The 23,209-nt window shown below is 67.2% G+C and carries 20 protein-coding genes; 10 read left to right on the forward strand and 10 right to left on the reverse strand.

The features are described from left to right. Positions 1-25: 25 nt before the first annotated feature. Genes pstA through pstS form a run of 3 tightly spaced genes read right to left on the reverse strand, consistent with a single transcriptional unit; the run spans position 26 to position 3,200 of the window. A complete protein-coding gene (gene pstA / locus L1892_RS22030; RefSeq protein WP_235725917.1) occupies positions 26-952 on the reverse strand; it encodes a phosphate ABC transporter permease PstA in 927 nt (308 codons plus the stop codon). Further along, a complete protein-coding gene (pstC, locus tag L1892_RS22035) occupies positions 949-2,037 on the reverse strand; it encodes a phosphate ABC transporter permease subunit PstC (protein ID WP_235725918.1) in 1,089 nt (362 codons plus the stop codon). The genes pstA and pstC overlap by 4 nt, the downstream gene beginning before the upstream one ends. A 41-nt stretch (positions 2,038-2,078) precedes the next feature. Further along, positions 2,079-3,200 carry a phosphate ABC transporter substrate-binding protein PstS gene (gene pstS / locus L1892_RS22040; RefSeq protein ID WP_235725919.1) on the reverse strand — a complete coding sequence of 374 codons (1,122 nt, stop codon included), beginning with the start codon at positions 3,198-3,200 and terminating at the stop codon, positions 2,079-2,081. Between the two features lie 280 nt (positions 3,201-3,480). On the opposite strand from pstS, the gene L1892_RS22045 reads away from it, so the two are divergent. The 6 genes from L1892_RS22045 to L1892_RS22070 all read left to right on the forward strand — a co-directional run bounded on the left by L1892_RS22045 (position 3,481) and on the right by L1892_RS22070 (position 10,549). Further along, positions 3,481-4,887, forward strand: coding sequence for a hypothetical protein (locus L1892_RS22045; RefSeq protein ID WP_235725920.1), 1,407 nt, complete (start codon positions 3,481-3,483; stop codon positions 4,885-4,887). Positions 4,888-5,082: 195 nt separating this feature from the next. Then, entirely contained in the window at positions 5,083-5,907 is an 825-nt protein-coding gene (locus L1892_RS22050; RefSeq protein WP_235725945.1) for a glycosyltransferase family 2 protein, read from the forward strand. A 22-nt stretch (positions 5,908-5,929) separates the two neighbouring features. After that, complete coding sequence (locus L1892_RS22055) at positions 5,930-7,144, forward strand: 4-hydroxybenzoate 3-monooxygenase (RefSeq protein ID WP_235725921.1); 1,215 nt, start codon at positions 5,930-5,932, stop codon at positions 7,142-7,144. A 115-nt stretch (positions 7,145-7,259) separates the two neighbouring features. After that, positions 7,260-8,096, forward strand: coding sequence for a 2-amino-3,7-dideoxy-D-threo-hept-6-ulosonate synthase (locus L1892_RS22060; RefSeq protein WP_235725922.1), 837 nt, complete (start codon positions 7,260-7,262; stop codon positions 8,094-8,096). A 62-nt stretch (positions 8,097-8,158) separates the two neighbouring features. Then, a complete protein-coding gene (locus L1892_RS22065) occupies positions 8,159-9,361 on the forward strand; it encodes a 3-dehydroquinate synthase II family protein (protein ID WP_235725923.1) in 1,203 nt (400 codons plus the stop codon). Between the two features lie 3 nt (positions 9,362-9,364). Further along, positions 9,365-10,549, forward strand: coding sequence for an LLM class flavin-dependent oxidoreductase (locus tag L1892_RS22070; RefSeq protein ID WP_235725924.1), 1,185 nt, complete (start codon positions 9,365-9,367; stop codon positions 10,547-10,549). A 28-nt stretch (positions 10,550-10,577) separates the two neighbouring features. On the opposite strand, the gene L1892_RS22075 is transcribed toward L1892_RS22070, so the two are convergent. The 3 genes from L1892_RS22075 to L1892_RS22085 form a co-directional block, all read right to left on the reverse strand. After that, on the reverse strand, positions 10,578-11,531 hold the full coding sequence (locus tag L1892_RS22075) for an endonuclease/exonuclease/phosphatase family protein (RefSeq protein WP_235725925.1): 954 nt from the start codon (positions 11,529-11,531) through the stop codon (positions 10,578-10,580). A gap of 69 nt (positions 11,532-11,600) precedes the next feature. After that, a complete protein-coding gene (mshD, locus tag L1892_RS22080; RefSeq protein ID WP_235725946.1) occupies positions 11,601-12,485 on the reverse strand; it encodes a mycothiol synthase in 885 nt (294 codons plus the stop codon). Between the two features lie 19 nt (positions 12,486-12,504). Beyond that, the gene (locus L1892_RS22085) at positions 12,505-13,311 is read right to left on the reverse strand and encodes a winged helix-turn-helix transcriptional regulator (protein WP_235725926.1); all 807 of its coding nucleotides are present in this window, start codon (positions 13,309-13,311) and stop codon (positions 12,505-12,507) included. Between the two features lie 147 nt (positions 13,312-13,458). Here L1892_RS22085 and L1892_RS22090 point away from each other — a divergent pair, with 147 nt between their 5' ends. The 4 genes from L1892_RS22090 (at position 13,459) to L1892_RS22105 (ending at position 16,748) form a co-directional block, all read left to right on the forward strand. After that, a complete protein-coding gene (locus L1892_RS22090; protein WP_235725927.1) occupies positions 13,459-14,370 on the forward strand; it encodes an LmeA family phospholipid-binding protein in 912 nt (303 codons plus the stop codon). A gap of 316 nt (positions 14,371-14,686) precedes the next feature. After that, positions 14,687-15,526 (forward strand): sulfurtransferase, encoded by an 840-nt coding sequence (locus tag L1892_RS22095; protein WP_235725928.1) that lies wholly within the window; start codon positions 14,687-14,689, stop codon positions 15,524-15,526. Between the two features lie 2 nt (positions 15,527-15,528). Then, positions 15,529-15,834, forward strand: coding sequence for a DUF1416 domain-containing protein (locus L1892_RS22100; RefSeq protein ID WP_235725929.1), 306 nt, complete (start codon positions 15,529-15,531; stop codon positions 15,832-15,834). A gap of 248 nt (positions 15,835-16,082) precedes the next feature. Then, positions 16,083-16,748 carry a heme-binding beta-barrel domain-containing protein gene (locus L1892_RS22105; RefSeq protein ID WP_235725930.1) on the forward strand — a complete coding sequence of 222 codons (666 nt, stop codon included), beginning with the start codon at positions 16,083-16,085 and terminating at the stop codon, positions 16,746-16,748. Between the two features lie 17 nt (positions 16,749-16,765). Here L1892_RS22105 and L1892_RS22110 read toward each other — a convergent pair whose 3' ends face one another. The 4 genes from L1892_RS22110 to cydB all read right to left on the reverse strand — a co-directional run bounded on the left by L1892_RS22110 (position 16,766) and on the right by cydB (position 23,206). Further along, positions 16,766-18,106, reverse strand: coding sequence for a hypothetical protein (locus L1892_RS22110; protein ID WP_235725931.1), 1,341 nt, complete (start codon positions 18,104-18,106; stop codon positions 16,766-16,768). A gap of 488 nt (positions 18,107-18,594) precedes the next feature. Beyond that, complete coding sequence (gene cydC / locus L1892_RS22115; protein ID WP_235725932.1) at positions 18,595-20,373, reverse strand: thiol reductant ABC exporter subunit CydC; 1,779 nt, start codon at positions 20,371-20,373, stop codon at positions 18,595-18,597. Next, positions 20,370-22,010 carry a thiol reductant ABC exporter subunit CydD gene (gene cydD, locus L1892_RS22120; RefSeq protein WP_235725947.1) on the reverse strand — a complete coding sequence of 547 codons (1,641 nt, stop codon included), beginning with the start codon at positions 22,008-22,010 and terminating at the stop codon, positions 20,370-20,372. The genes cydC and cydD overlap by 4 nt, the downstream gene beginning before the upstream one ends. Before the next feature lie 113 nt (positions 22,011-22,123). Then, positions 22,124-23,206, reverse strand: coding sequence for a cytochrome d ubiquinol oxidase subunit II (gene cydB / locus L1892_RS22125; protein ID WP_235725933.1), 1,083 nt, complete (start codon positions 23,204-23,206; stop codon positions 22,124-22,126). Positions 23,207-23,209: the final 3 nt, after the last annotated feature.

A 23,209-nucleotide genomic window follows, 5' to 3' on the forward strand; every position in this document is an offset into this window, starting at 1 on the left:
TGTGTGGCGGCGGTCGAGGACCGTTTTACTTGGTCTTGGGGGCGAGGAACTTGGCGGTCATGGCGGCGACGAGATTGAGCGCCGCGATGATGATGATCAGCGTGAGCGCCGCACCCCAGTAATAGAAGTCCGATGCCGGCTGCGCGGAGGCCCACATGTCCTTGATGAACAGCGGCAACGAATTCATCCCGCCCTCGAACGGGTTGGTCTGCACCTGCGAGCTCGCCGGGCCGGCCAGGATGAGCACCGGGGCGGTCTCCCCCATGATGCGGGCGATGGCGAGGAAGACGCCGGACAGCATGCCCGACAGGGCAGTGGGCAGCACGACCTTCATGATGGTCCGCCACTTGGAGATACCGAGAGCGTACGACGCCTCGCGCAGTTCGTCAGGGACCAGTTTCAGCATCTCTTCGGTGGACCGCACCACGATGGGGATCATCAGCAGGATCAGCGCCAGGCTCACCATCAGCGCGCTCTGGCCCATCCCGAGTCCGATCACGAAGACGGTGAAGATGAACAGGGTGGCGACGATCGACGGGACACCGGCCAGGATGTCGACCATGAAGCTCACCGGCTTGACCAAAGGGCTGGTCGGATACTCGACCAGCATGATGCCGGTCATCACCGCGATCGGCACCGAGATCACGGTGGCGATCAATGCCTGGATCAGGGTGCCGATGATCGCCTGAGAGATACCGGCGCCGTACTGCGTGGTGGTGTCCACGCCGTAGGCATTGCCGAACCACCAGTTCGGGTCGGCAAGCGCGGGCGCACCGTTGGAGATCACGGTCCACAGCAACCACACCAGTGGGATGACGCCCAACACGAAGCAGAGCGCGAACGTGCCGCGGGCGACCTCGTTGCGCATCTTGCGACTGGCCGACACCTCTCGGAAAGCGGTGGCCGAGGACTTGACCGGCCCACCGGGTGTCGTATCGACGGTCACGGTCATCCGTTCACCTTTCCACCGGCGATCACACGGGCGATCGCGTTGACGACGAATGTCAGGACGAAGAGGACGAGGCCGGCCGCGATGTAGGCACCGGCGGATGACTCACTGCCGACGAACTCGCCGACGTCGCGGGCGATCTTCGAGGCGAAGGTGTCACCGCCTTCGAACAGCGACCAGTTGAGTCGGCCGACGGCCGCACTCAGGATGATCATCAGCGCGATCGTCTCGCCGAGGGCGCGACCGAGCGCCAGCATCGACGCCGCGATCATCCCGGATCGGCTGTACGGGAAGGCGGTCATGCGGATGACTTCCCATTTGGTGGCACCGAGCGCCTGCGCGGCCTCTTTGTGTCCACTGGGCGTCTGCCGCAGCACCTCGCGGGTGATGGAGGTGATGATGGGCAGCATCATGATCGCGAGCACGATGCCGGCGGTGAAGATCGTGCCGCCGCCGGTGATCGACGTCTTCCCGCTCGAGAACAGGAAGAACCACCCGAAGGTGTCGTTGAGCCACACGGCGAACGGAGCGATCACCGGCGCGAGGACGTAGATACCCCACAGACCGAAGATGATCGACGGCACCGCCGCCAACAGGTCGATGACCGCGCCGAGCGGTCGCGAGACCTGCCTCGGAGCGTATTCGACCAGGAAGACGGCGATGCCGATGGCGATCGGGGTCGCCAGGAACAGCGCGAAGAACGAGGTCAAGACCGTGGCCCGGAACAGTTCCCAGACACCGAAGGATGCGGTCCCATCGGCGAAGGCAGCTCCGCTCGTGTTCCAGTCCGAGGAGAAGAGAAAATTCGCGTTGTTGTCGAGAAGCGCCGGAATGGCATCGATCAACAACGAGATCCCGATCCCGGCGATCAGGATGATGACCAGCAGACCGGTTCCCTGCGCCAGGTACGAGAAGACCCGGTCGCCCACCTGACCGCGACTGCTACGCAGACCCGGGTGTAGCTGTTCTTCTAGATCGTCGCCGGGGGTGAGGTTCGGATCCTGATCGGGCGTCTGGGTCGGCACCGAGCCGGACGAGTGCTTACCCGTCCGGCCTCGGCCGACACCGGTGGTGTCATCCACTGACATGATGGTGAATCGCTCTTCTCTCGGTTGAGTTCGAGCCGCAGTTACTGAATGGCCTCAATCGAACCCTGCAGCTTGGTCTGGAACTCCTGCGGCAGCGGGATGTAGCCCGCGTTCTGCAGATCCTGTCCCTGGTTCTGCGGTGCAGAGGCAACGCTCAGGAACGTCTTGACACCCTGTGCGGTGGCGTCGTCCGCGTAATCGGAGCACACCATCTCATAGGTTGCCAACACGATCGGGTAGGCACCCGACTCGGTCGGCTTGTAGAACGAGGAGGTGTCGATCACCATGTTGTGGCTCTCGTCGCCATTGGCCAGCGTGGCACCATCGATGGTCTTTCCACCGGACTCTGCGGTCAGGGCGACGCCCTCGGGGTCCTGGTCGGTGATGATCTTGGCCATCGACAGGTTGTTGGACTGTGCATAGGCCCACTCGACATAGCCGATCGATCCGGCGGTCGGGCCGATCGCCGAGCCGACGCCCGGGTTACCCTGCTTGCCCTCGCCGACACCGCCGTTAAAGGTCTTGCCGTCACCCTTGTCCCAGCCGCCGGCGGCAGTCAGGTACTTCTGGAAGTTGTCGGTGGTACCCGACTCCTCGGCGCGGTAGATCACGCTGATGGGCAGATCCGGCAACTCGACGCCCTCGTTCTCGGCGGCGATGGCCGGGTCGTTCCAGTTGGTGATCTCGCCGCCGAAGATCTTCGACAGCGTCGGGCCGGAGAGCGCGAGGTCATCGACGCCCTCGACGTTGTAGGCCACCGCGATCGGGCCGAAGACCAGCGGCAGGTTCCACGCCTCGGAGCTGCATCGCTGCTGGGCGGCGGCGGCGTCGTCGCCTTCCAGCGGCGAGTCGGAGCCGCCGAAGTCGGTCAGGTTCTGGGTGAAGTCAGAGACGCCCTGGCCGGAACCGCCACCCCCGTAGGCGAGTTCGAAGCCGGGGCAGGTCTGGGCGAACGACGTGGAGAAGATGGTCATCGCATTTGCCTGCGCGGTCGAGCCACTGGCCTGCAGATCCTGTTTGCCCTCGCACTGGATGTCCGCCACCGCCGACGCGGGTGCGGCGCTGCTGTCCCCCCTCTCCGAGTTGTCACTGCACGCACTCAGGATGAGCGCGGAGGTGGCCGCCAAGGAGGCCACCGCAACACCGGAACGACTCAATTTCACAGGATTCCTCCAGCATCAGAACATGGTGCACCGCAGTCACGGCATCACCCGGTCGCTGGAGACATTAGGATTCGCTGGTGGACACTCCGCGCCCCGAGGGTTAACGGAAGATGAATTACCATCGCTATACCTTCGCCGAATGTGATCCAACACTCAACGCGCCCGAGTGCGCATCCGGCAGAACAAACAGCCGATCCGCGATAGTCGCAAAACATCCTGTCCCAGAATAGCGCTCGGCCCCGAGCGGCTACGCAAAACACAGAGAACGGGTGAACACGAGGTGAACCGCAAGGACCGCCGCCCGCCGGTGTCCGGCGGCACCCGAGTGGCGCTGATCGACCTGCTGCACGCACAGCGCCGTTGCGCCTCGGTTTTCGGCCCGATGCCCGTGCCGACGGTCGACGAGGCCCGCGACCGCCTGTACGCGATGGCTGCCGCCGGCCCCGCGCTGCGACTCGGTTTACGTCCATCGGCGCACCACATCCACTGGCAGCCCGCGCCGACGGCCACCGCGGTGTCGATCGCCCCCCAGTGGATTTCCCCCGGGCGGATTCCCCCCGCGTGGATTCCCCCCGCGTGGATTTCCCCGGAATCGGTTGCCACGGAGTCGGATGCCCAATCGGCCTGCACGCAGTCGATCGCCGACAGGGGTCGGATCGAGCCCGAAGGAGATCCGCTGGCCCTGCTCGAATCGGTGCGGGCACTGCCCGACGCCGGTCTGCGCGTGGTGTGCGCGGGAGATCTGGTCGCCGTCGATTTCAACCACGGACTCGGCGATGTCGCGTTCACCCAGGCCGTGGTCGATGCGATGATCGGCGGGCTGACGATGTCCGATGCGCACTGGGACCGATACCGAGGCACCACCCGTCCGCTACTCGCGGCCGCCATCCACACCTTCGGCCGCCACCCCGGACGGCTGGCGAGCCTCGGGCACTCCCGTCGGCACCGACTCCCCACCGATGACGCCGACACACAACGCGCGGCTCCACCGGAGCCCGGACCGGGCGCACCTATTCCCGCCGGCGCCGGCAGACCCCCGAGCGCCGCCACCGTGCGCATCCCCGTCATCGAGATGCGCCTGCTGCGCGATGCGCGGGACCGCGATCTGCCCGGGGTGAGCATGTTCGCAGTGCTCACCTGCGCCCTGGTCCGGGCGCTACTCGACGCGGGCATCGACCTCGACCCCGCGGTCACCATCCCGTTCGACCTCCGCCCGTACCTCCCGGCCGGCACCGATACCCTCGCCCCGCTCTCGGCCGGCCTGACCTTCCCAGTCACGGCGGACACCGCGGCCCGGACACTGACGCAGATGCTGGACGTGGCAAGCCGCTCCGGTCGGCCGGTGGCGACCATGACGATCGGCACGATGGGGGAATGGACGAGTCGACTCGCCCGTCGACACCCGCCGGCGCCGGACTCGTCGTTGCCACGCGCCCAGCTGCTCCATTCATCGGTGGGTCGCCTGCCACAGACCGCGCATACCCGGTTCACCGATCCGGCGCGCGCGGTCAACTACACCGTCAGCGATCCCGCGACACCGACGGGCATAACCGTGACGTCGTCGACGGTCGGTGGCGCGCTGTGCGTGACCGCCGCGTTCTATCCTGAGTATTGCGACGCCACGGCCGTCAGAGCCGCCCTCGCGGCGCTCCCCGGCCATGTGGCGACCACCCTCCACCACAAGTGACATAGACCACAAAAGAAGCTGAGAATTAGGCAAGGGTTACCTAAACAAATAGGGTCACATGCAACGACAGTTGCGTGGTGACGGGCGCTCGAAGCGGTTCCGCCACATGCGCGGACTCGATGACGAAGGGGCGCTGTGACCGGCCAACGAGTAGACCTGGGCAAGACCACTCCGCGAGTAACCGTGGTGATCCCCATGCGCAACGAGGCCCTGAACCTTCCATACGTGGCCGAACGGATGCCCTACGTCGACGAGATCGTCGTGGTCGACGGCGCATCGGTCGACGACACCGTCGCGGTGGCTCGTCGGCTCTGGCCGGACGCCGTGATCGTGCAACAGACGCGCACCGGAAAAGGCAACGCACTGGCCTGCGGGTTCGCCGCGGCCACCGGCGACATCATCGTCATGATCGACGCCGACGGCTCGACAGACCCCGCCGAGATCCCGGCCTTTGTGCGCGCCCTGACCGAAGGTGCGGATCTCGCCAAGGGCAGTCGCTTCTCACTGGGCGGCCACAGCGACGACATCACCGCACTGCGCCGCCTCGGCAACAAGGGACTCAACGGCCTGGTGAACCGGATCTTCCACACCGGGTTCGCCGACCTCTGCTACGGATACAACGCTTTTTGGCGCCGGCATCTCCCCATCATCGACCTGCCCTCGACCGACACCACCGAGGCGCAGTGGGGAGACGGCTTCGAGGTGGAGACGATCATCAATGTGCGGATGGCCCGTGCTGGCCTGACGATCACCGAGGTCGGTAGCCACGAGAGTCGACGAATCCACGGACGCAGCAACCTCAACGCGGTGAGTGACGGACTGCGGGTGCTGCGCACGATCGATCGCGAGCGACGCTCGCGAAGGGCCGGGCAGCGGGGCGCGCACAGTGAATCGGACGCCGCCGAACCCTATGACGTCGCCGCCGATACCGTCGTCGCCGAAACCGGTGGCGCCGAAACCGGTGTCGCTGAAGCCGAAGTCGTCGAAGCCGACACCACCCCGGCCGCGGTTGCGCGCTGACCAGCACTACCGATCGAGAAGTATGACCCACGAGATCAGAACACAGGTCGCCATCATCGGCGCCGGCCCCGCCGGGCTCACCCTGGCGCAGATGCTTCACCTGCAGGGCATCGACACCGTCGTGATCGAGCGGCAGTCGCAGGCACATGTGCGCGCCCGGATCCGGGCCGGTGTCATCGAACAGACCACCGTCGACCTGCTCGATGAGATCGGCCTGGCCGGCCGACTCCGACGTGAAGCTCTGGTGCACAACGGTTTCTATATCCGTTTCGATCGCACCACACATCATCTCGACTTCCACCGCCACCTCGACAGGCACGCATTCGTCTACGGGCAGAGCGAACTCGTCGCCGACCTGATCGATGCGCGCCACGCCACGGGTCGTCCGCTGCACTTCGAGGCGACCGACGTCAGCGTGCATGACATCGGCACCGACGCCCCGTTCGTCGAGTTCGTCGTCGACGGACGGGCCCACCGGATTCGCGCCGACTTCGTGGCGGGATGCGATGGCTTCCACGGCATCTGTCGACAGGCTCTCGATCCCGACCGGACCACCGTTGCGAACCGGACCTACCCGTTCGCCTGGCTCGGCATCCTCGCACGCACCACCCCGGTCACCGACGAGGGCATGTATTGCGCGCACCCCGATGGGTTGTCGGTGCACAGCATGCGCGGCCCGCACCTGACCCGCCAGTATCTGCAGGTGCCGGCACACACCGACCTCGGCACGTGGTCAGACGAGCAGATCTGGCGGGAACTGCGTCGACGCAGCGCAGCTGACGACCATCCCGAACTCGAGACCGGCGAGATCATCGAGCGATCCCTGGCGCCGCTGCGCAGTGTGGTCACCGACCCGATGCAGCAGGGTGCGCTGTTCTTGCTCGGGGACGCGGCCCACATCGTGCCGCCCACCGGAGCCAAGGGCCTCAACCTCGCGATCTCCGACGCCTGCGTCCTGTCCCACGGCCTCGGACATTATTACGCCACCGGGGACCACACCGCGCTGGACCGGTACAGCGAGACGGCGCTGCCGCGAGTCTGGCAGGCACAAGCGTTCTCGTGGAATCTGACCACCACGCTGCATCGCCTCGGCGACGATGGGTTCGACTGGCACCTACGCCATGCCCGGCTGACGAGATGGACGAGCTCGGTCCACGAGGAACGCGCGCTCGGCGAGGTCTACCTCGGCCTGCCCTTCCCGACACCGTGGCGCCCCCGCGCAACGTCGCGCGCATGAACCTTCCCCCGGATTGCCGCATGTCAATAGGCGAGGCTAACCTTACTGAACGAGTGTCGTCGCTCCGCGCCTCGCGGACCGACGACAACCGCACGCTCACCGATCGGAGAACAGTGTGATCGACAATCCCGACGCCCGCAGGCACCTGCCATCGGGCAAGCAGATCCGGTTGTCCCGGATCTTCGGTGCCGTCAATCGCCGCGCCCTGGTGGTGCCGCTCGATCATTCGGTGACCATCGGCCCGCTCGGCGCGGCCGGACATGCCGATCACACCGCCGCGATCCTGGAAGTTGCGGGCGCCGATGCCCTCATCGTGCACAAGGGCCGGGCACGCACCATCGCACCGACCCGATTCGGCGCCATGGGTCTGATCGTCCACCTGTCGGCCGGCACCAACCTCGCTGTGGACCAGACCCGCAAGGTGCTCGTCGGGTCCGTCGAGGAGTGCTTGGCTCTCGGTGCCGACGCGGTGAGCGTGCACGTGAACGTGGGGGCGCCCACCGAAGCGCAACAGTTGACCGACCTCGGAGTCGTGGCAGCGGAATGCGACCGCCTCGGTGTGCCTCTGCTGGCGATGATGTATGCGCGCGGCGGCGTCGCCGACACCGCGCCGACGTCGGTGTCGACACTCGCCCATCTCGGTGCCATCGCCACCGATCTGGGCGCGGACATCGTGAAACTCGACTATGCCGGTGCACCCCAGCAGATGGACGAGGTCGTCGACACCTGCCCGCTGCCCATCCTGGTCGCCGGTGGTCCGGCCACCGCCACCGACGACAACGCCATCGACTTCGGCATGCGGGTCGCGGAGTCCCGGGTGGCCGGCCTCAGTTTCGGCCGCCTCATCTTCGGCGCCGACCATCCCCACCGCGTGGCGAGGGCGTTGGCGGAGCGTCTGCACCGCGGATCGGACCCGAGTCGACCACTGGCCGCCGCCCTCGAACTCGCCTGATCGGTTTACCGACCCCGAGCCTCCATCCCCCGAGCCCAGCCCAGCCAAACAGAAAGACCACCGTGAACTCCTCCACCGATATCGTCACCGACGACATCACCCCACTGACCGCGGTCCCCGCTGCCGACAACGGCCCCGGGCCGGACGGCACGGCCCGTGCCCACTTCGCCTGGATCGACATCCGGGGCACCGTCGGCGACGTCCGCGCCGCACTGGTACAGGCGGCCATCCACCACCGCATCGACGGCATCGTGAGCGACGACGCCGCCACGTTGTCCGATCTCCCCCCCACGATCCGCCGGGTCCTGGCTGTTGCTTCGCCGGAGGTCGACGTCGAGGCTGCCAGTCAGGCAGACATCGTGCTCGCCGCGCACACGGGCCGTGATGTCAACCCGATCGTGGACGCGGGCCCGTCCGCCGAGGCGGGGGTACACGTGGTGGTCTCCGATGCAGACACCCTGCGGCACGCCTGCGAGACGGTGCGCCGGGCGCCGTGGACACTGCTGACCTTCACCGATCCCACCAAGATCCCGCTGGAGATCGTGATAGCGGCGGCGGAGAACTCCGGCGGTCGAACGGTGACGGTGGTCAACGACATCGAGGACGCGGGGATCGTCAAGTTGGTTCTCGAGCACGGCTCGGACGGCTTGTTGCTGGCCCCGCGCAGCGCCGATGACGTCGCGACGCTCGCCGACGTGATCCGGCCCAGCGCCGATCGCATCGAACTCGGTGAACTCACCGTCACCAAGGTTGAACACATCGGCATGGGTGAGCGGGCCTGCATCGACACCTGCTCCTTGCTGGAGAAGGACGAAGGCTGCCTGATCGGTTCCTTCTCCACCGGGATGTTTCTGTCCTGCAGTGAAACCCACCCGCTGCCCTACATGCCGACCCGGCCGTTCCGTTGGAACGCCGGTGCGGTGCACTCCTATGTCCTCGTGCCCGACAACCGGACCCGGTATGTCAGCGAACTGCAGGCGGGCCAGCCGATCCTGGCCATCCGCAGCACCGGCGAGGTCCGCGAGGTGCGGATCGGCCGGGTGAAGATCGAACGGCGACCGCTGATCTCGGTGACCGCGACCACCGATGACGGCCGGGTGGTCAACGTCATCGCACAGGACGACTGGCACGTGCGACTGCTGGGACCGGGCGGGTCGGTGAACAACGTGACCGACCTGACGCCCGGCGACAAGCTGCTCGGCTATGCCCCGCCGGAATCCCGACACGTCGGCCTGCCCATCACGGAATTCTGCGACGAGCGCTAGGTCATGAGCATCGCCGAACTCGGGACCGACGTCGGCATCGAACCGGGGCGTGCCGGGCCGCAAGTCCTCTGGTACATCAATCCGACCGACGGCGAGGTTCCGTGGGAACCGTCCGAACGGGTGGCACCCACGTTCGATGTGATCCGTCACCAGGCTCGGACGCTTGATCGGCTCGGCTACTACGGCGCGCTGACCACCGCGCGCGAGGCGATCTCGCTGGTGGCCGACACCGAACGGCTACGCTTCCTGATCCCCGAATACCCGGGAGTCAAACCTCCGGTGCTGCTCGCCGAGGAAGCTCAGGTCTTCGATCAGTATTCCGGTGGTCGACTGATCTACAACCAGGTCAATGGCGCCGACCCCGTGCTGCACCGGTACGGCCGCTTCGGCTCCAAGGCCGAACGTTACCGCGTCTCGGCTGAGTTCTGGACGCAGGTCAAACGTCTCTACCTCGACGACGCTGAACCGTTCGAGGGTGAGTTCTTCTCCTACGGACCGCGGTACAAGCCCGCGATACCGGGTCCGCGCCAGCCTGGCGGCATCGAGGTGTGGGGCACGGGTGCATCGCCGGAGGGCATCGCACACGCCGTGGAGGTGCTCGACGTCTATCTGTCGTTCATGTCCGAACCCACCGCGCTGACGGGCCTGTTCGACCGGGTCCGCGCCGCCGCCGCCGAGCGCGGCCGACGTCTCCGGTTCGGGGTGCTGGCCAGTGTCATCGTGCGCGAGACCGACGAACAGGCGTGGGAGCGCTTCGAATGGCAAGTGAACCGCACCCGCCCGGAGACCGTGCTGGCCACCGCCGATCGTAATCTCCGCAGCTTCGGCTACCCCGGCCTCGATGAACTCAGCAGTCGCGATCCGCAGGTCCAGAATCGGATCGACGCGTTGCGCGCCGGCCGCCTGCCGGACCGCGCAGATCTGGAGTTCGCTCCGAACATGGCAGCGGGACTGACCACCTGGACCGCGGCCGAACCACCCTTCGATATCGCGGGCAAGGGCACCGGCACCTATTTCGTGGGCAGCCCGGAGAATGTCGCCGCCGCGATGTCGGCGGTGGCCGAGCAGGCCGGTGTCGACATCTGGATTCTGTCTGGCTGGCCGTTGGCGGCTGAAGCCGAGATCACCGCCGAACTTCTTCTACCGCTGTTGAATCCGTCTCACGCAAGCACTTCGCCGCAGACCTGACGCCAGGTCGCCGACACGAGTCGGCAGATCACACGCGCACCGTGACGATCACCCCGTGATGATCCGACCCGGGAATATCGATGCGCCGCAACGATGTCGGGATGGGTCCATTGCGGGTGAGCACACGATCGAGCGCCAGGAGCGGCGGGTAGCGGCGATCGGCGGGATAGGTTGCCACGATCCCGGACCCGAGATGCTCGGCGGCATCGACGAGTTGGGGTGAGCCGTCGACGTCGGAACCGGTGAGCAAGTCGCGAAACGGCCGGTGATCATAGGTGGAGTTCACGTCGGCTCCGATGATCAGCGGCTGCGTGTCGGCGGCCAAGATCGCCTGCAGGCGTCGCAGCTCAGCATCCCAACGCCAAGACGCCTCCGGGTAGGGCGGCAACGGATGCAGCGCGTACACCGATACGCCGCCACGTCCCGGAACATCCAGCCGGGCATGGAGATTGGCGAGCCGGAATCCGTGCAGCGCGGCTCCACCGTCGAGCGGCGTTCGAGCATAGATCCCGGCGCCACCGCCGCCGTCGCGCGGGACCTCGAAGGCGTAGGGCAGTTCTCGCCGCAGACCTGCCGAGTCGAGCGCGGTGACCGCCGCTCCGGTCAGTTCGATGACGGTCAACACGTCCACCCGCGCATCGCGGACCTGCGCAACAAGGGCGGCCGGGTCCGCGGTGCCCCTCTTGATGTTGGCCTGCATCACGGCCAGATCAGTGGTCGAGACCTGTTCGGTCACACCGCGATACAGCGGTGCCTGGGAAGCGACACCGGCGGCCGCGACCACCACGGCGATGCCGGCGAACACCCACGACCGGCAGATCAGCAACAGGACCGCCCCGAGGATTCCCACGGCGATGAGCACCGGCGCGAACGACGCGACCCGGGTGACGGTGTTGCTGACCAGTCCGGAGAAGTGGGCGCCGATCCCGCACGCAGCCAAGGCGACGCACAGGATTCCGATCACACGGACGACACGCAGCATGACATCGATCTTGTCATGTTCGCCCACAACGATTGTGATGCACCGGCACCGACCGACGCGCGGCCGTCGTCAGCCGTAGGCTACGTCGATGGCGTAGCGGGTGAATCCGAGACGTTCGTACGTGCGCAACGCGGCGGCGTTGTCGCCCTCCACGTACAGTTCGACCTCTGTCATGCCACGCTCGGCGAGATGATGCAGTCCGGCAAGCGTCAACAACCGCCCCAACCCGCGGCCCTGAGCCGCCGGATCGACCCCGACGATATAGACCTCACCAAGATCGGCGTCGTGCTGCTTGGTCCAGTGAAAACCCAACAACTGCGCGGGATTGGCGGCGTCGAAGGCCAAAAAGAGGCCGGCCGCATCGAACCAGGAGCTGTGCACCCGATCGGAGATCTGGTCGGCCGTCCACCCACCCTGCTCCGGATGCCAGTCGAACGACGCATTGTTGACCCGCAGGATCTCGGCGTCGTCGGCGGAGCCGGCATAGGTCCGCAACACGATGTCGTCGCCCACCTCGAGCGGGGGCAGCGCGTCGGCGGCGCCACCCACGGGGCGGCGCAGCTGCAGGAGCTCACGCCGCCGGGTCAGGCCCAACGCCGCCGCCGTGGCCACCGCAGCAGGCAGATCCCCGTGTGCCCACACACGCGGCGCCGGTTCGGCGACCATCTCGCGGGCGACGTCAAAAGCCTTCAGTAGCAACTCACGGCCGTGGCCGCGTCCGCGCGAACCGGGGTCCACCACCGCCTCGATCATCGCCGGCTCATCGTCGCGGCCGACGCTGACGTTGGCATAGCCGGTGTCGGAAAGAATGTGGCGCACAACCGGATCGGCGGCATCGCCGATAGCCTTTTCCGCTTGCTCCGACAGCGGCGCAACGCCGTCGACCGCCCGCGCCGCGGTGACCATCGCCCGTGCCCGAGCAGCCTGCTCCGGCGTCAGCCGATCCATCACCATCGGATCTGCGGCAGACCCCTCAGTTCCCTGCACTCGCACTGAACTCCTCGTACGGACCGCCCAGATCGTCCGTGTCGATGTCGTCTTCGCCGATGTCGTCACCGGCGGTGTCGTCGCCCATCACGTCGAGTGAGTCCGCCGCACCGCTGCCCCGACCGCGGTTGGGGCGCACCGCCTTGTAGCCGACGTTACGCACCGTACCGATCAGCGACTCGTGCTCGCTGCCCAGCTTGGCGCGCAACCGTCGAACGTGCACGTCCACGGTCCGGGTACCGCCGAAGAAGTCGTATCCCCAGACCTCTTGCAGCAGTTGCGCCCGGGTGAACACCCGGCCCGCGTTCTGCGCGAGGTACTTGAGTAGCTCGAACTCCTTGTAGGTGAGATCGAGCGGGCGCCCGCGCAACCGCGCGGTGTAGGTGCCCTCATCGATGACGAGTTCCCCCAGCGTGACCTTGCCGCTCGCCTCCTCGGTGGTCATGCCCCGAGTACGCACCACCAACAACCGCAGTCGCGCGTCGAGTTCGGCCGGCCCCGTACCCGGTAGCAGGAACTCATCGAGCCCCCAGTCCGCGTTGACCGCCACCAATCCACCTTCGGTGAGCACTGCGGCCACCGGCACCGACGACCCGGTGCTGCCGAGTAACCGACACAGACCGCGTGCAGCCGCCAGGTCGGTGCGCGCATCGACGATCGCGACGTCGGCATTGCCCGCCTCCATCAACGACGACACCTCGGTCGGCGCGGTCCGCACGGTATGTGCCAGCAGCGACAACGACGGCAACACTGCTTCCGGGTTCGGATCGGCTGTCAACAGCAAGAGATCCATGAACCACTCCGATCTCGTCGTTCCCCAAACCCTCGGTCACGCCCTCCCGAGCGCCCCTGTGAGCCCGGTGCGACGTCGGAATGGACCGCCGGCGATTGTTTACGCCGCCTTACCAACGTGTGCGCGATAGATGACAGAATAGCGCCAATGGGGCGTTTCGCTGTTAACAAGGCGACCGGGGAGGGTCGGCGACAGCGCGCAGAGCACCCGCGCCGCGCACTGCGGCGAGGCATCGGGATCGGCATCGTCGCGATCGTCGTACTCGGGGCCGCGGCGCTGCTCGCCGACACCCTCGTCGCGATGCGGGCCGAACACTCGCTGTCGAAGGCACTGCTCGATTCGCCACGCCTGAGCTACGACCCCGAGGTCACGATCAGCGGTTTTCCGTTCACGAGCCACGCGCGCGCCGGCGAGTTCGGCGGCGCGGTGATCACCGCGCGCGGCGTGTCGGTCGATTGTCCAGGACTCACGGACTGCCACGCGGAGATGGGCGCGACCCTGGGGTCGATCTCGGTGCCCGACGGCTTCGAATTTCAGCCAAGTGACTTGATACACACCTCGTCGATGCAGGCCTACACGCGGCTCGATTCGGTCAATCTCGGGCGCATGCTCGGCATCATCGACCTGACCGTGAACACCCCGGCCCCCGCCGACCGAGCGGGTGGCGGCGGACCCGCGGACGGACTGTTGCGGCGGAAGAGCGGTGTGCTGCTGACGGGCACCGTCGCGCTCCCCCCGGTCAATCGGGCCACCGATGTGCCGCCGTCGGCGTCGATGTATCCCGGCCCGACCGTACGGGTGAGTGTCGCGGCCGACCTGTCGGTCGACGACGGTCGGCTGCGAATCACCGCGACCGATTTCTATCGCGGACCCGAAGAACACGTCGAGTCCGATATCGCCGACGACCTGCACGCCTACGTTCTGTCCCGCTTCAGCACTCTCCTCGGCCCGGTACCGATGCCGTGGGGTATCACCCCCACCGAGGCCACCAGCGAAGGTAGCGATGTCCTGCTCATCGGCGACACCGGGGCCCGCGATCTCCGGCCCGACGAGTTCTGAGCACCCAGCCGTTTGGGAGGGCCGATGCGTCCCTGTATGGTGAGGCGCATGCAGCTGCGCCGTGAGTTCATGCTCACTCGCCGTCGTGCGATCGACTTCTGTCGTGTCGCCGACTGTTGCTGTCGTTAGACGGTGGACGTGGCGTCGGAAGATCGACGCGTTCACCTTCTCGATGGCGGCCGGGCAGTCTTGCACACCTCATCTATTGTGTCCGATCCGGACTCCTCCGTCGGTGACGACATCTGCCACGACGGTTCGGCCTTCATCACCCGCTCCACATCGCACACAATCTCCGATAGTTCGGGAAGGATCAACCATGGCACGCAGCGACGTCCTGGTCAGCGCCGATTGGGCTGAGCAGAACCTCAACGCCGACAAGACCGTCTTCGTCGAGGTCGACGAGGACACCAGCGCGTACGACGGTGGCCACATCGCCGGCGCCGTGAAGCTCGACTGGAAGACCGATCTGCAGGACCCGGTCCGTCGCGACTTCGTCGACGCCGACCAGTTCTCCAAGCTCCTGTCCGAGCGCGGCATCGCCAACGACGACACCGTCGTCCTCTACGGTGGCAACAACAACTGGTTCGCCGCCTACGCGTACTGGTACTTCAAGCTCTACGGCCACAACGACGTCAAGCTCCTCGACGGTGGCCGCAAGAAGTGGGAGCTCGACGGCCGTCCGCTGTCGACCGACGCAGTGAACCGCCCGGCCACCAGCTACAAGGCCGCCGAGCCGGACACCTCCATCCGCGCGTTCCGCGACGAGGTCGTCGACGCGATCGGCGCCAAGAACCTGGTCGACGTGCGCAGCCCCGACGAGTTCACCGGCAAGATCCTCGCCCCGGCTCACCTGCCGCAGGAGCAGAGCCAGCGTCCCGGTCACATCCCGGGCGCGATCAACGTGCCGTGGAGCAAGGCCGCCAACGAGGACGGCACCTTCAAGAGCGACGAGGATCTCGCCGAGCTCTACTCCGAAGCGGGCCTCGACGGCGAGAAGGAGACCATCGCCTACTGCCGTATCGGCGAGCGGTCGAGCCACACCTGGTTCGTGCTCAAGGAGCTGCTCGGCCACCAGAACGTGAAGAACTACGACGGCAGCTGGACCGAGTACGGTTCGCTGGTCGGTGTCCCGGTCGAGCTGGGAGAAGGAAAGTAATCATGTGTGCTGCACCCAAACAGGGCCAGAAGCTTCCCGCCGGCGTGGACGTCGAGAAGGAGACCGTGCTGACCGGCGCCGTCAACGATGAGTCGGGCACCCCGGTGGCCGGCGCGTTCGTCCGGCTGCTCGACTCCACCGGCGAGTTCACCGCCGAGGTCGTGGCCAGCCCGACCGGCGACTTCCGATTCTTCGCCGCTCCCGGCAAGTGGACGTTGCGTGCGCTGTCGTCGTCGGGCAACGGCGACGTGACCGTGTCCCCGGAGGGACCCGGCGTGCACGAGCACGACATCGTCGTGAGCAAATAGGTCGTCAGCGAGTATGTGGTGAGCAAGTAGCACGCCACTAGACCACCGAGGCCCCCGGGTACCACCCGGGGGCCTCGCCGTGTTCGGGCCGCTCATGGTGACCGAGCAGCGACCGCCGCGCAGGACCCGAAAGCCGGGCGGTAGACTCCTCGCGTGGTCATCTTCTTCGAGATTCTGCTGATTCTGGCATCGATCCTGATCGCCTGGTTCGGTGTGTACGTCCTCTACCGTCTGATCACCGACGAGTCGTGACCTCCGCAGACGCGGACGGCGCCGACGACCAGCCGACCCCGGCCGGCCGCCGGTCCGGCGACGAAGCAATCACCCAGGCGGCCGAACGCGCGCGGGAGACCGCCGAACGGAACCTGCCCGAGTGGGGCGATCTGCCGCTGCCGCACGACACCGCCAACCTGCGCCACGGCGCGGATCTGCATTCCGGTCTGCTCGCCCTGCTACCGATGGTGGGGATCTGGCAGGGCGAGGGTGAGGCGAACGACCCCGAGACCGGCGAGGACTATCACTTCGCGCAACAGATCGTGGTGAGCCACGACGGCCAGAACTTCCTCAACTGGCAGGCACGCTCCTGGGTGATCGACGAGGATGCGCACTTCGTCCGTCCGGACCTGCGCGAGACGGGCTTCTGGCGGATCGGTGACGACGACAGCATCGAACTGCTTCTCGCCCATGCCGAGGGGTCGATCGAACTCTTCTACGGTGCACCGCTGACCCAAACGTCCTGGGAGCTCGCCACCGATGTGGTGATCAAGGCCGACTCCGGCCGCCGCACCGGTGGGGCCAAGCGGCTCTACGGACTTGTTGAGGACGGTGACCTGGCCTACGTCGAGGAACGCGTGGACGCCGACGGTGACCTCATCCCGCGTCTGTCGGCCAAACTGCGCCGCGTCGCCGGCTGACCGCCACCGTCGAGCGCTCAGTGCTGCGACCGACGATGCCGACGGTGACGGCGATCTGACCAGGGACGATCTGACCAGGCGAGATACAGATTCTTCTTCGGGATGGCGCTGTAGACCACGGTCCCGAGCATGACCACCACCGACCCGTAGTTGGTGGGGGTGCCGGGCCGCCCGGATGCACCCGGGACGAACCCACCCGCGGAATCCACACTCGCCGCACGCCCGGCGGTTCCACCCCGTCGCGTACCCACCACCGAGAACACCTGCCCGGTGTCGGCATCCGACCGCACCGGGAACACCCGTCTGCCGCGCGGCGCGATCTCGGCGACTGCCCGATCCGATCCGAGGTTGTAGATCACCGCGATCGACTCGTCGCCGGTATTGCGGATGGTCAACGTCTCGGCGCCCGTTCGATACTGGTAGGTCACCCCGTCGGCCTCGGCGTCGAGGTGGTCCTGCTGGTTGTAGCCACACTCCCAATCGGCACTCCACGGCGTCAGGAAGTTGCGGGCCAGGTGATCACGACGATCGGGGACGGGCAGCGCACTGGGCATCGGTACACCACCGACCAACCACATCACGCCCAGAATCGTCGGGCTCCCGTCGGTCCGCGGCGCCTGCACGTAGCAGACCTGGTCGCCGGGTGGCACCGGCGCCGACTCGCCCGGCTCGGCGACCAGGAGGTCCAGCGGCCCGTCGGCGCCCACGGTCAACACCGCGACGGGCCCGTCGGAACGGTTGTGAATGGTCACCTCGGAATCGATCCGGGTGTGATGAACCCCGTGCGTCAGCGGGTCGACGAAGACGAATGACGGCGACGTGGGGACCCCGAAATCGACGTCGCCGGGTCGCCAGAAGATGCCGTCGGGATCGCGCTGATCCCAATCGACGTCGCCGACTTCCGGGCCGTCGAGAATCATCTGCGGTTCACCGGTATGTGCGTCGCGGCCTTCGAGGATCTGCCCGACAAGCACCGGACGTCGGTCGATGCGCGCCGATTGCAGTACGTGGGAGTCGGCGGAAGGCAGAGCCACCGAGCTGCCGGCGGGCAGGTGGGTGAAGACATTGTCGGAGGTACCAGGCCGCTCGGGGACCGACAGCACGCCGAGCTCGGAATCGCCGCGATTGTGCAGGACCAGGTGGTCGGCGCCGGGTGCGTGCGAATACGCCAACCCGCTGACGTGACCGGCAACCCAGTTCGCGGCGCCGTCGTTGGTCCAGTCCGCATCATCGGGGGTGAGAAACCGCGCTCGGACGTGCTCGTCGACGCGGCCGTCGAGCTCTGCCGCCGACGCGCGTGGACCCTGCGCGATCGGCTCGTCCAGGACGGACACCACGTGTGCATGCGTCGTGGTCATGGCGGTCTCCCTTGCGAGTATTCGTTCATCTGTGGTTCGCGCCCCGGCCCGGTGCGGATGGGTCGGTGTGATCTGTGCTGATCGACGCCTGTGCCTAGTTCACGTCACGATCAGGTCGCGAACACGAGTAGTCGACTACTTGAATTACGCATCGACCCTGCGGTGATCTGCGTTACTTCCGGCGCATCGCGTCGAATGCCTGGTGCCGCGGACGCAGACGGCCCCCGTACCGCCCGTGAACGGGCCTGAGCCGATCGGACAAGGATCGGGGTACGGGGGCCGGGTGACCACCTGGGATTCGCCGACGCGGACCGGTGCGACGTCACCGATCCCTCTCGGCATCGGCCGCGCACTCCGCGGAGGTGAACACCTCGGTCCGCGCTAGCGGATGGTCACCTCACGTGTCCAACAGTCATACAACTTCGAACCACCTCCTTCCTCGTGTACCGACGAAGATACGCTCGGACCCGGCGCGCGGCAACAGGTTTTCAGCCGGTTGGCGACGGCAGCACCTCGAGCACCCGGCATCGCGGATTCTCCGACGAAATCTGTTGTGCTGCAGGATCATGCGTGATCACCACCACGATCCGCGCCGAATCGAACAGGCCGCGGGTACGCCCGAGAAGTCGGTGCAGCAGCACCGCCGAGTCGGCAGCGTCGAGGTGCTCGGTCGGCTCGTCGAGCACCACCACCGGCGCCGGGTGCACCACAGCCCGCGCGAGCAGCAGACGTCTGCGCTGCCCACCACTGACGGCCGCCGACCCCCCGACGAGCTCGGTGTCGAGTCCGTCGGCCAGACCCGCCAGCCAGGTCCGCAGACCCACGGACTCGAGGGCGGCGACCAGCTCGTCGTCGCTCGCGTCCCCGCGGGCGACCCGCAGATTCTCCCGCAGCGTGGTGGAGAACAGGTGGCCTTCCTCGGCGAAATAGCAGCTCGCCGAGCGGACGTCCACTGTCGCGCCGTGGTCGTCGCGGGTGTCGATGCGGCCCGCGTGCGGTGCCAACAGCCCGGTCACGGTGAGGCCGAGGGTGCTCTTGCCCGCGCCGCTCGGACCGACGATCACCAAGCGGTCGCCCGGTGACAAGTGCAGATCGAGTCCGTCGGCCGATCCCAGGTAATCGCCGGCAGGCCATCCCCACCGCAGGCCGGTGGTGTCCAGGGTGACCGGGCCGGAGTGAATGGCGCGATCGGGTCCGTCGCCCTCGGGTTCTCCTGCGGCGCCGTCCACACCGGCACCGTCCACCAGGGCCATCACCCGTCGGGCGCTCTGACGACTGCGCTCGAGTTGGATACCCGCCTCGGTGAGCGGACCCGTCGATTCGAACGCCGACAACGGCAACAGGATCAGGACTCCGAGCACCATCGGTGTCAGCCCCTCCCCCGATGCCACGTCGGCCAGCGATCCGGGGATCTGCGAGGCCAGGTGCACCCCGATGAGGCATGCCGCGAGCAGTGATGCCCCCATCGACAGCGGTGTGGCGGCACTCGCCGCCGCCTCGTAGCGCAGGCCGCGGTCGGCTGCGGCCAGGGCGTCGGCCTCGGTGCGCCGCGCGATGGCCAACACCTCGGAGCGTCGACGGGCCACGGTCAGTTCCGGCGCATGCCACAGCGCGGTGACCGCGGCATCGGCCGACCGGTCATGTGCGGCGGAGGAGTCCGCGATGGTCCGCGCCGCTCCCCGCGCGGCCAGCGCCGGTGCGAGCAGTCCGCTGACGATCATTGCGACCGCGAGCACCCCGGCGGCCCACCAGGAGACGGAAGCCATGATGGCGACGGCCGCCACGCTGGTCACCGCGCCCACGGCGATCGGGATGACGCCGCGGATCAGGGCGTTGCCGATCTCGTCGATGTCGTCACCGGTTCGGCCGAGCAAGTCCGAGCGCCGCAGGCTGACCGAGTAGGCGGGCGAGCCCGCGGCCAGAGTCCGGTACACCCGCTCGCGTGCAGTGGCCATCGCGCCGAGCGCCAGATCATGGGTGGCCAGACGCTCGAGATAGCGAAAGACACCGCGAGAGATGCCGAGGGCGCGCACCGCGGTGATCGCGACCGACAGGTAGAGCACGGGCGGCATCTGCCAGGCGCGGGTGATCAGCCAGGCCGACAGCGCGGCGAGTCCCAGTGCCGAGAGGGCTCCGCCGACACCGAGGAGGATCGACTTGACCAGCGGGCGCCCACGCAGCCCGAGGAAAGCGAAGGCCCGGCGCAGCGCGGCGTCCGATGACACCGGGGGCGCCGTGCCGATATCCCGGCCGGGTCGGGTCGTCATGCCGACTCCTGTCCGACTACGAGAACACGATCGGCGAACGCGCGTGCCACCGACTGATGGGCCACCACCACCACGGTGTCCCCCGCCGCCGCCCGGGCGGACAGGACCTCGAATACGGCACGCACCGATGCGTCGTCGAGATGCGCCGCCGGTTCGTCGAGCAAAAGCAGAGGCGCCGGGGACGCCAGTGTCCGGGTGAGCGCGAGACGCTGACGCTGGCCGGCCGACAGCCCCGAGCCGTCCGCACCGATCGGGGTGTCGACGCCGTCGGGCAGAGCCGCGAGCACCCTGTCGAACCCGGTGGCAGCCGCGGCACGGGCCGACGCAGCCGATTCGAGCCGGCCGAACAGCGCGAGGTTCTCGCTCACCGTGCCGGGCACCATCACGGGTTGCTGCGGCAGCCACGCGATCTGTTCGTGCAGGAGGCTCGGTTCGAGTTCGGCGACGGGAATCGAGCCGATCAGCACCGACCCGCTGTCGGGAGCCACCAGCCCCATCACCGCCAGCAGGGCGGTGGACTTCCCGGCCCCGTTCGCCCCGGTCACCATGGTGAGCCGGCCGGGTTCGAACACGGCGTCGAGGTGCTCGGGTGCCCAGCCGTCCCGGCCGTGCACACCGACATCGAGCAGTCGGACCGGCTGCCCGGCCACCGAACAGCTCCGGCGGCCCGGCGCGATCACCGCGTCGTCGGGTGCCGACTCGATCAGGTCGAGGACCTCGCCGGCGGCGGCGACGCCGTCGGCGGAGTTGTGGAACTGGGCGCCCACCTGCCGCAACGGGTGATAGGCCTCGGGAGCCAGGATGAGCGCCAGCACACCGGCATACAGGCTCATGTCGCCGTGGACCAGCCGTAGACCGATGCCGACCGCGACCACCGCCACACTCAAGGTGGCCAGCAGTTCCAGCACCGCCCCCGACAGGAACGCCACCCGCAACGCCGACATCGTGCTGCGTCGCTGCGCCCGACCAAGTTCGGCCACCCTCGCCGCCGGACCACGAGCGCGGTTGAGCGCACGCAGAGTCGGTAGTCCGGCGATCAGGTCGAGCAGTTGCGCCGCCAGGCGACTGGTCGCCGCCAGTTTGCGATCGGTCCGTTCCCGGGTCATCAGGCCGATGAGGATCATGAACAGCGGGATCAGCGGCAAAGTGATGAGGATGGCCACAGCCGACGGCCAATCGGTGAACCCGATCACCACCACGACCGTCGGCGTGACCGTCATCGTGACGATCAGTGCGGGAAGGTAACCCGACAGATATGGTCCCAACGCGTCGAGTCCCCGCAACACCACCGTCGCGGCGTGTTCGCGACGGGCCACCAGGGCACGCACCGAGGTCTGCGTCGGGTCCGTGAGGACGTCGAGCGCCCGGCCGCGCAGCTGGGCGATGACCCGCGCGGCCCCACGGTGGGCGTAACGGTCGTGCAAGTAGGTCAGCATTCCGCGCGCGACGAGAGCCCCGGCCAACACCGCCAGATGCAGTTGTTGTGCACCCAACGATCGCCGGCTCGGGTCGACGATGAGTTCGGAGACGATCGAAGCCGCCATCGCCGCTGTCACGATGGTCATCGCCACACCGGCGAAGGCGAACATAGCCGTGGCGACAACGTAGCCGCGGGCAACCGTGGAGTGCCGCAGCAGTCGCGGATCGACCGGCCCGGACCGTCCCGCGGTGGCCGGCCCGGGATTCGGCGAACCGTCCTCGGTCGTGGCCTCGGCCGTGGCCGTTATAACCGGGGCGCGGAGGGGCCGGGTCACTGCGAACGCATACGCAATGACGGCAACCCGGTGGGCGCCGGGATCTGCTCCACGGACAGCCGCTTGCGGAAAACCCAGTAGGTCCATGCCTGGTAGGCCATGACAACGGGGGTGATCAGCACCGCGGCCCACGTCATGATGGTCAGCGTGTAGTTGCTCGACGAGGTGTTGGCGATGGTGAGGTTGTAGTCCTCACTCGTGCTCGACGGCAACACGTTCGGGTAGAGCACCGCAAACAATGTCGCCACCGTGCCGCCGATGGCGACGAAGGTCGCGGCGAAGGCGATGCCCTCTCGGCGGATCTGCGTGGCGACCACCATCACCACCGCGGCAACCGCGCCGATCAGCACCGGTATCCAGGTCCATCCGTTGCCGTAGGCGAACTGCGTCCAGAGCAAAAAGACCGCGGCCACCACGAGCGTCGGGATCGCGAGCCGCGCGGCGTAGGTCATTGCGTCCTGTTTCAGCACACCGGAGGTCTTGAGCGCGAGGAAGACCGCGCCGTGGGTCAAGAAGGCGAGCAGCGTGGTGAGTCCGCCGAGCAGGGCGTACGGGTTGAGCAGGTTGAAGAAGCCTGCGGTGTATTGATATTCGGCGTCGATGGGAATGCCACGGACCACATTCGCGAACGCCACTCCCCAGAGGATCGCCGGAATCCACGAGCCCAGGCCGATACCCACGTCGGCGGCCTTGCGCCACTTCGGATCGTCGATCTTGCCGCGCCATTCGATGGCGCAGACCCGGGTGATCAGCCCGATCAGGATGAGGAACAGCGGGAGATAGAAAGCGCTGAACATCGTCGCGTACCAGCCGCCGAACGCCGCGAACAGCGCGGCGCCGGCGGTGATCACCCATACCTCGTTGCCGTCCCACACCGGTCCGATGGTGTTGAGAATGGTTCGACGCCGAGCATCGGGATCGGCGAGCTCCTCGGTGGGTGACACCGATTCGTCACCGCCGGTGTGACTGCGGCCGAGGAATGGCATCAGCATGCCGACACCGAAATCGAAGCCTTCCAACACGAAGTAGCCGACGAACAGAAACGCGATGATCAGGAACCAGAGTTCGGGCAGACCCATCGT

The sequence above is a fragment of the Gordonia tangerina genome, assembly GCF_021556435.1.
GTDB classification, from domain to species: domain Bacteria; phylum Actinomycetota; class Actinomycetes; order Mycobacteriales; family Mycobacteriaceae; genus Gordonia; species Gordonia tangerina.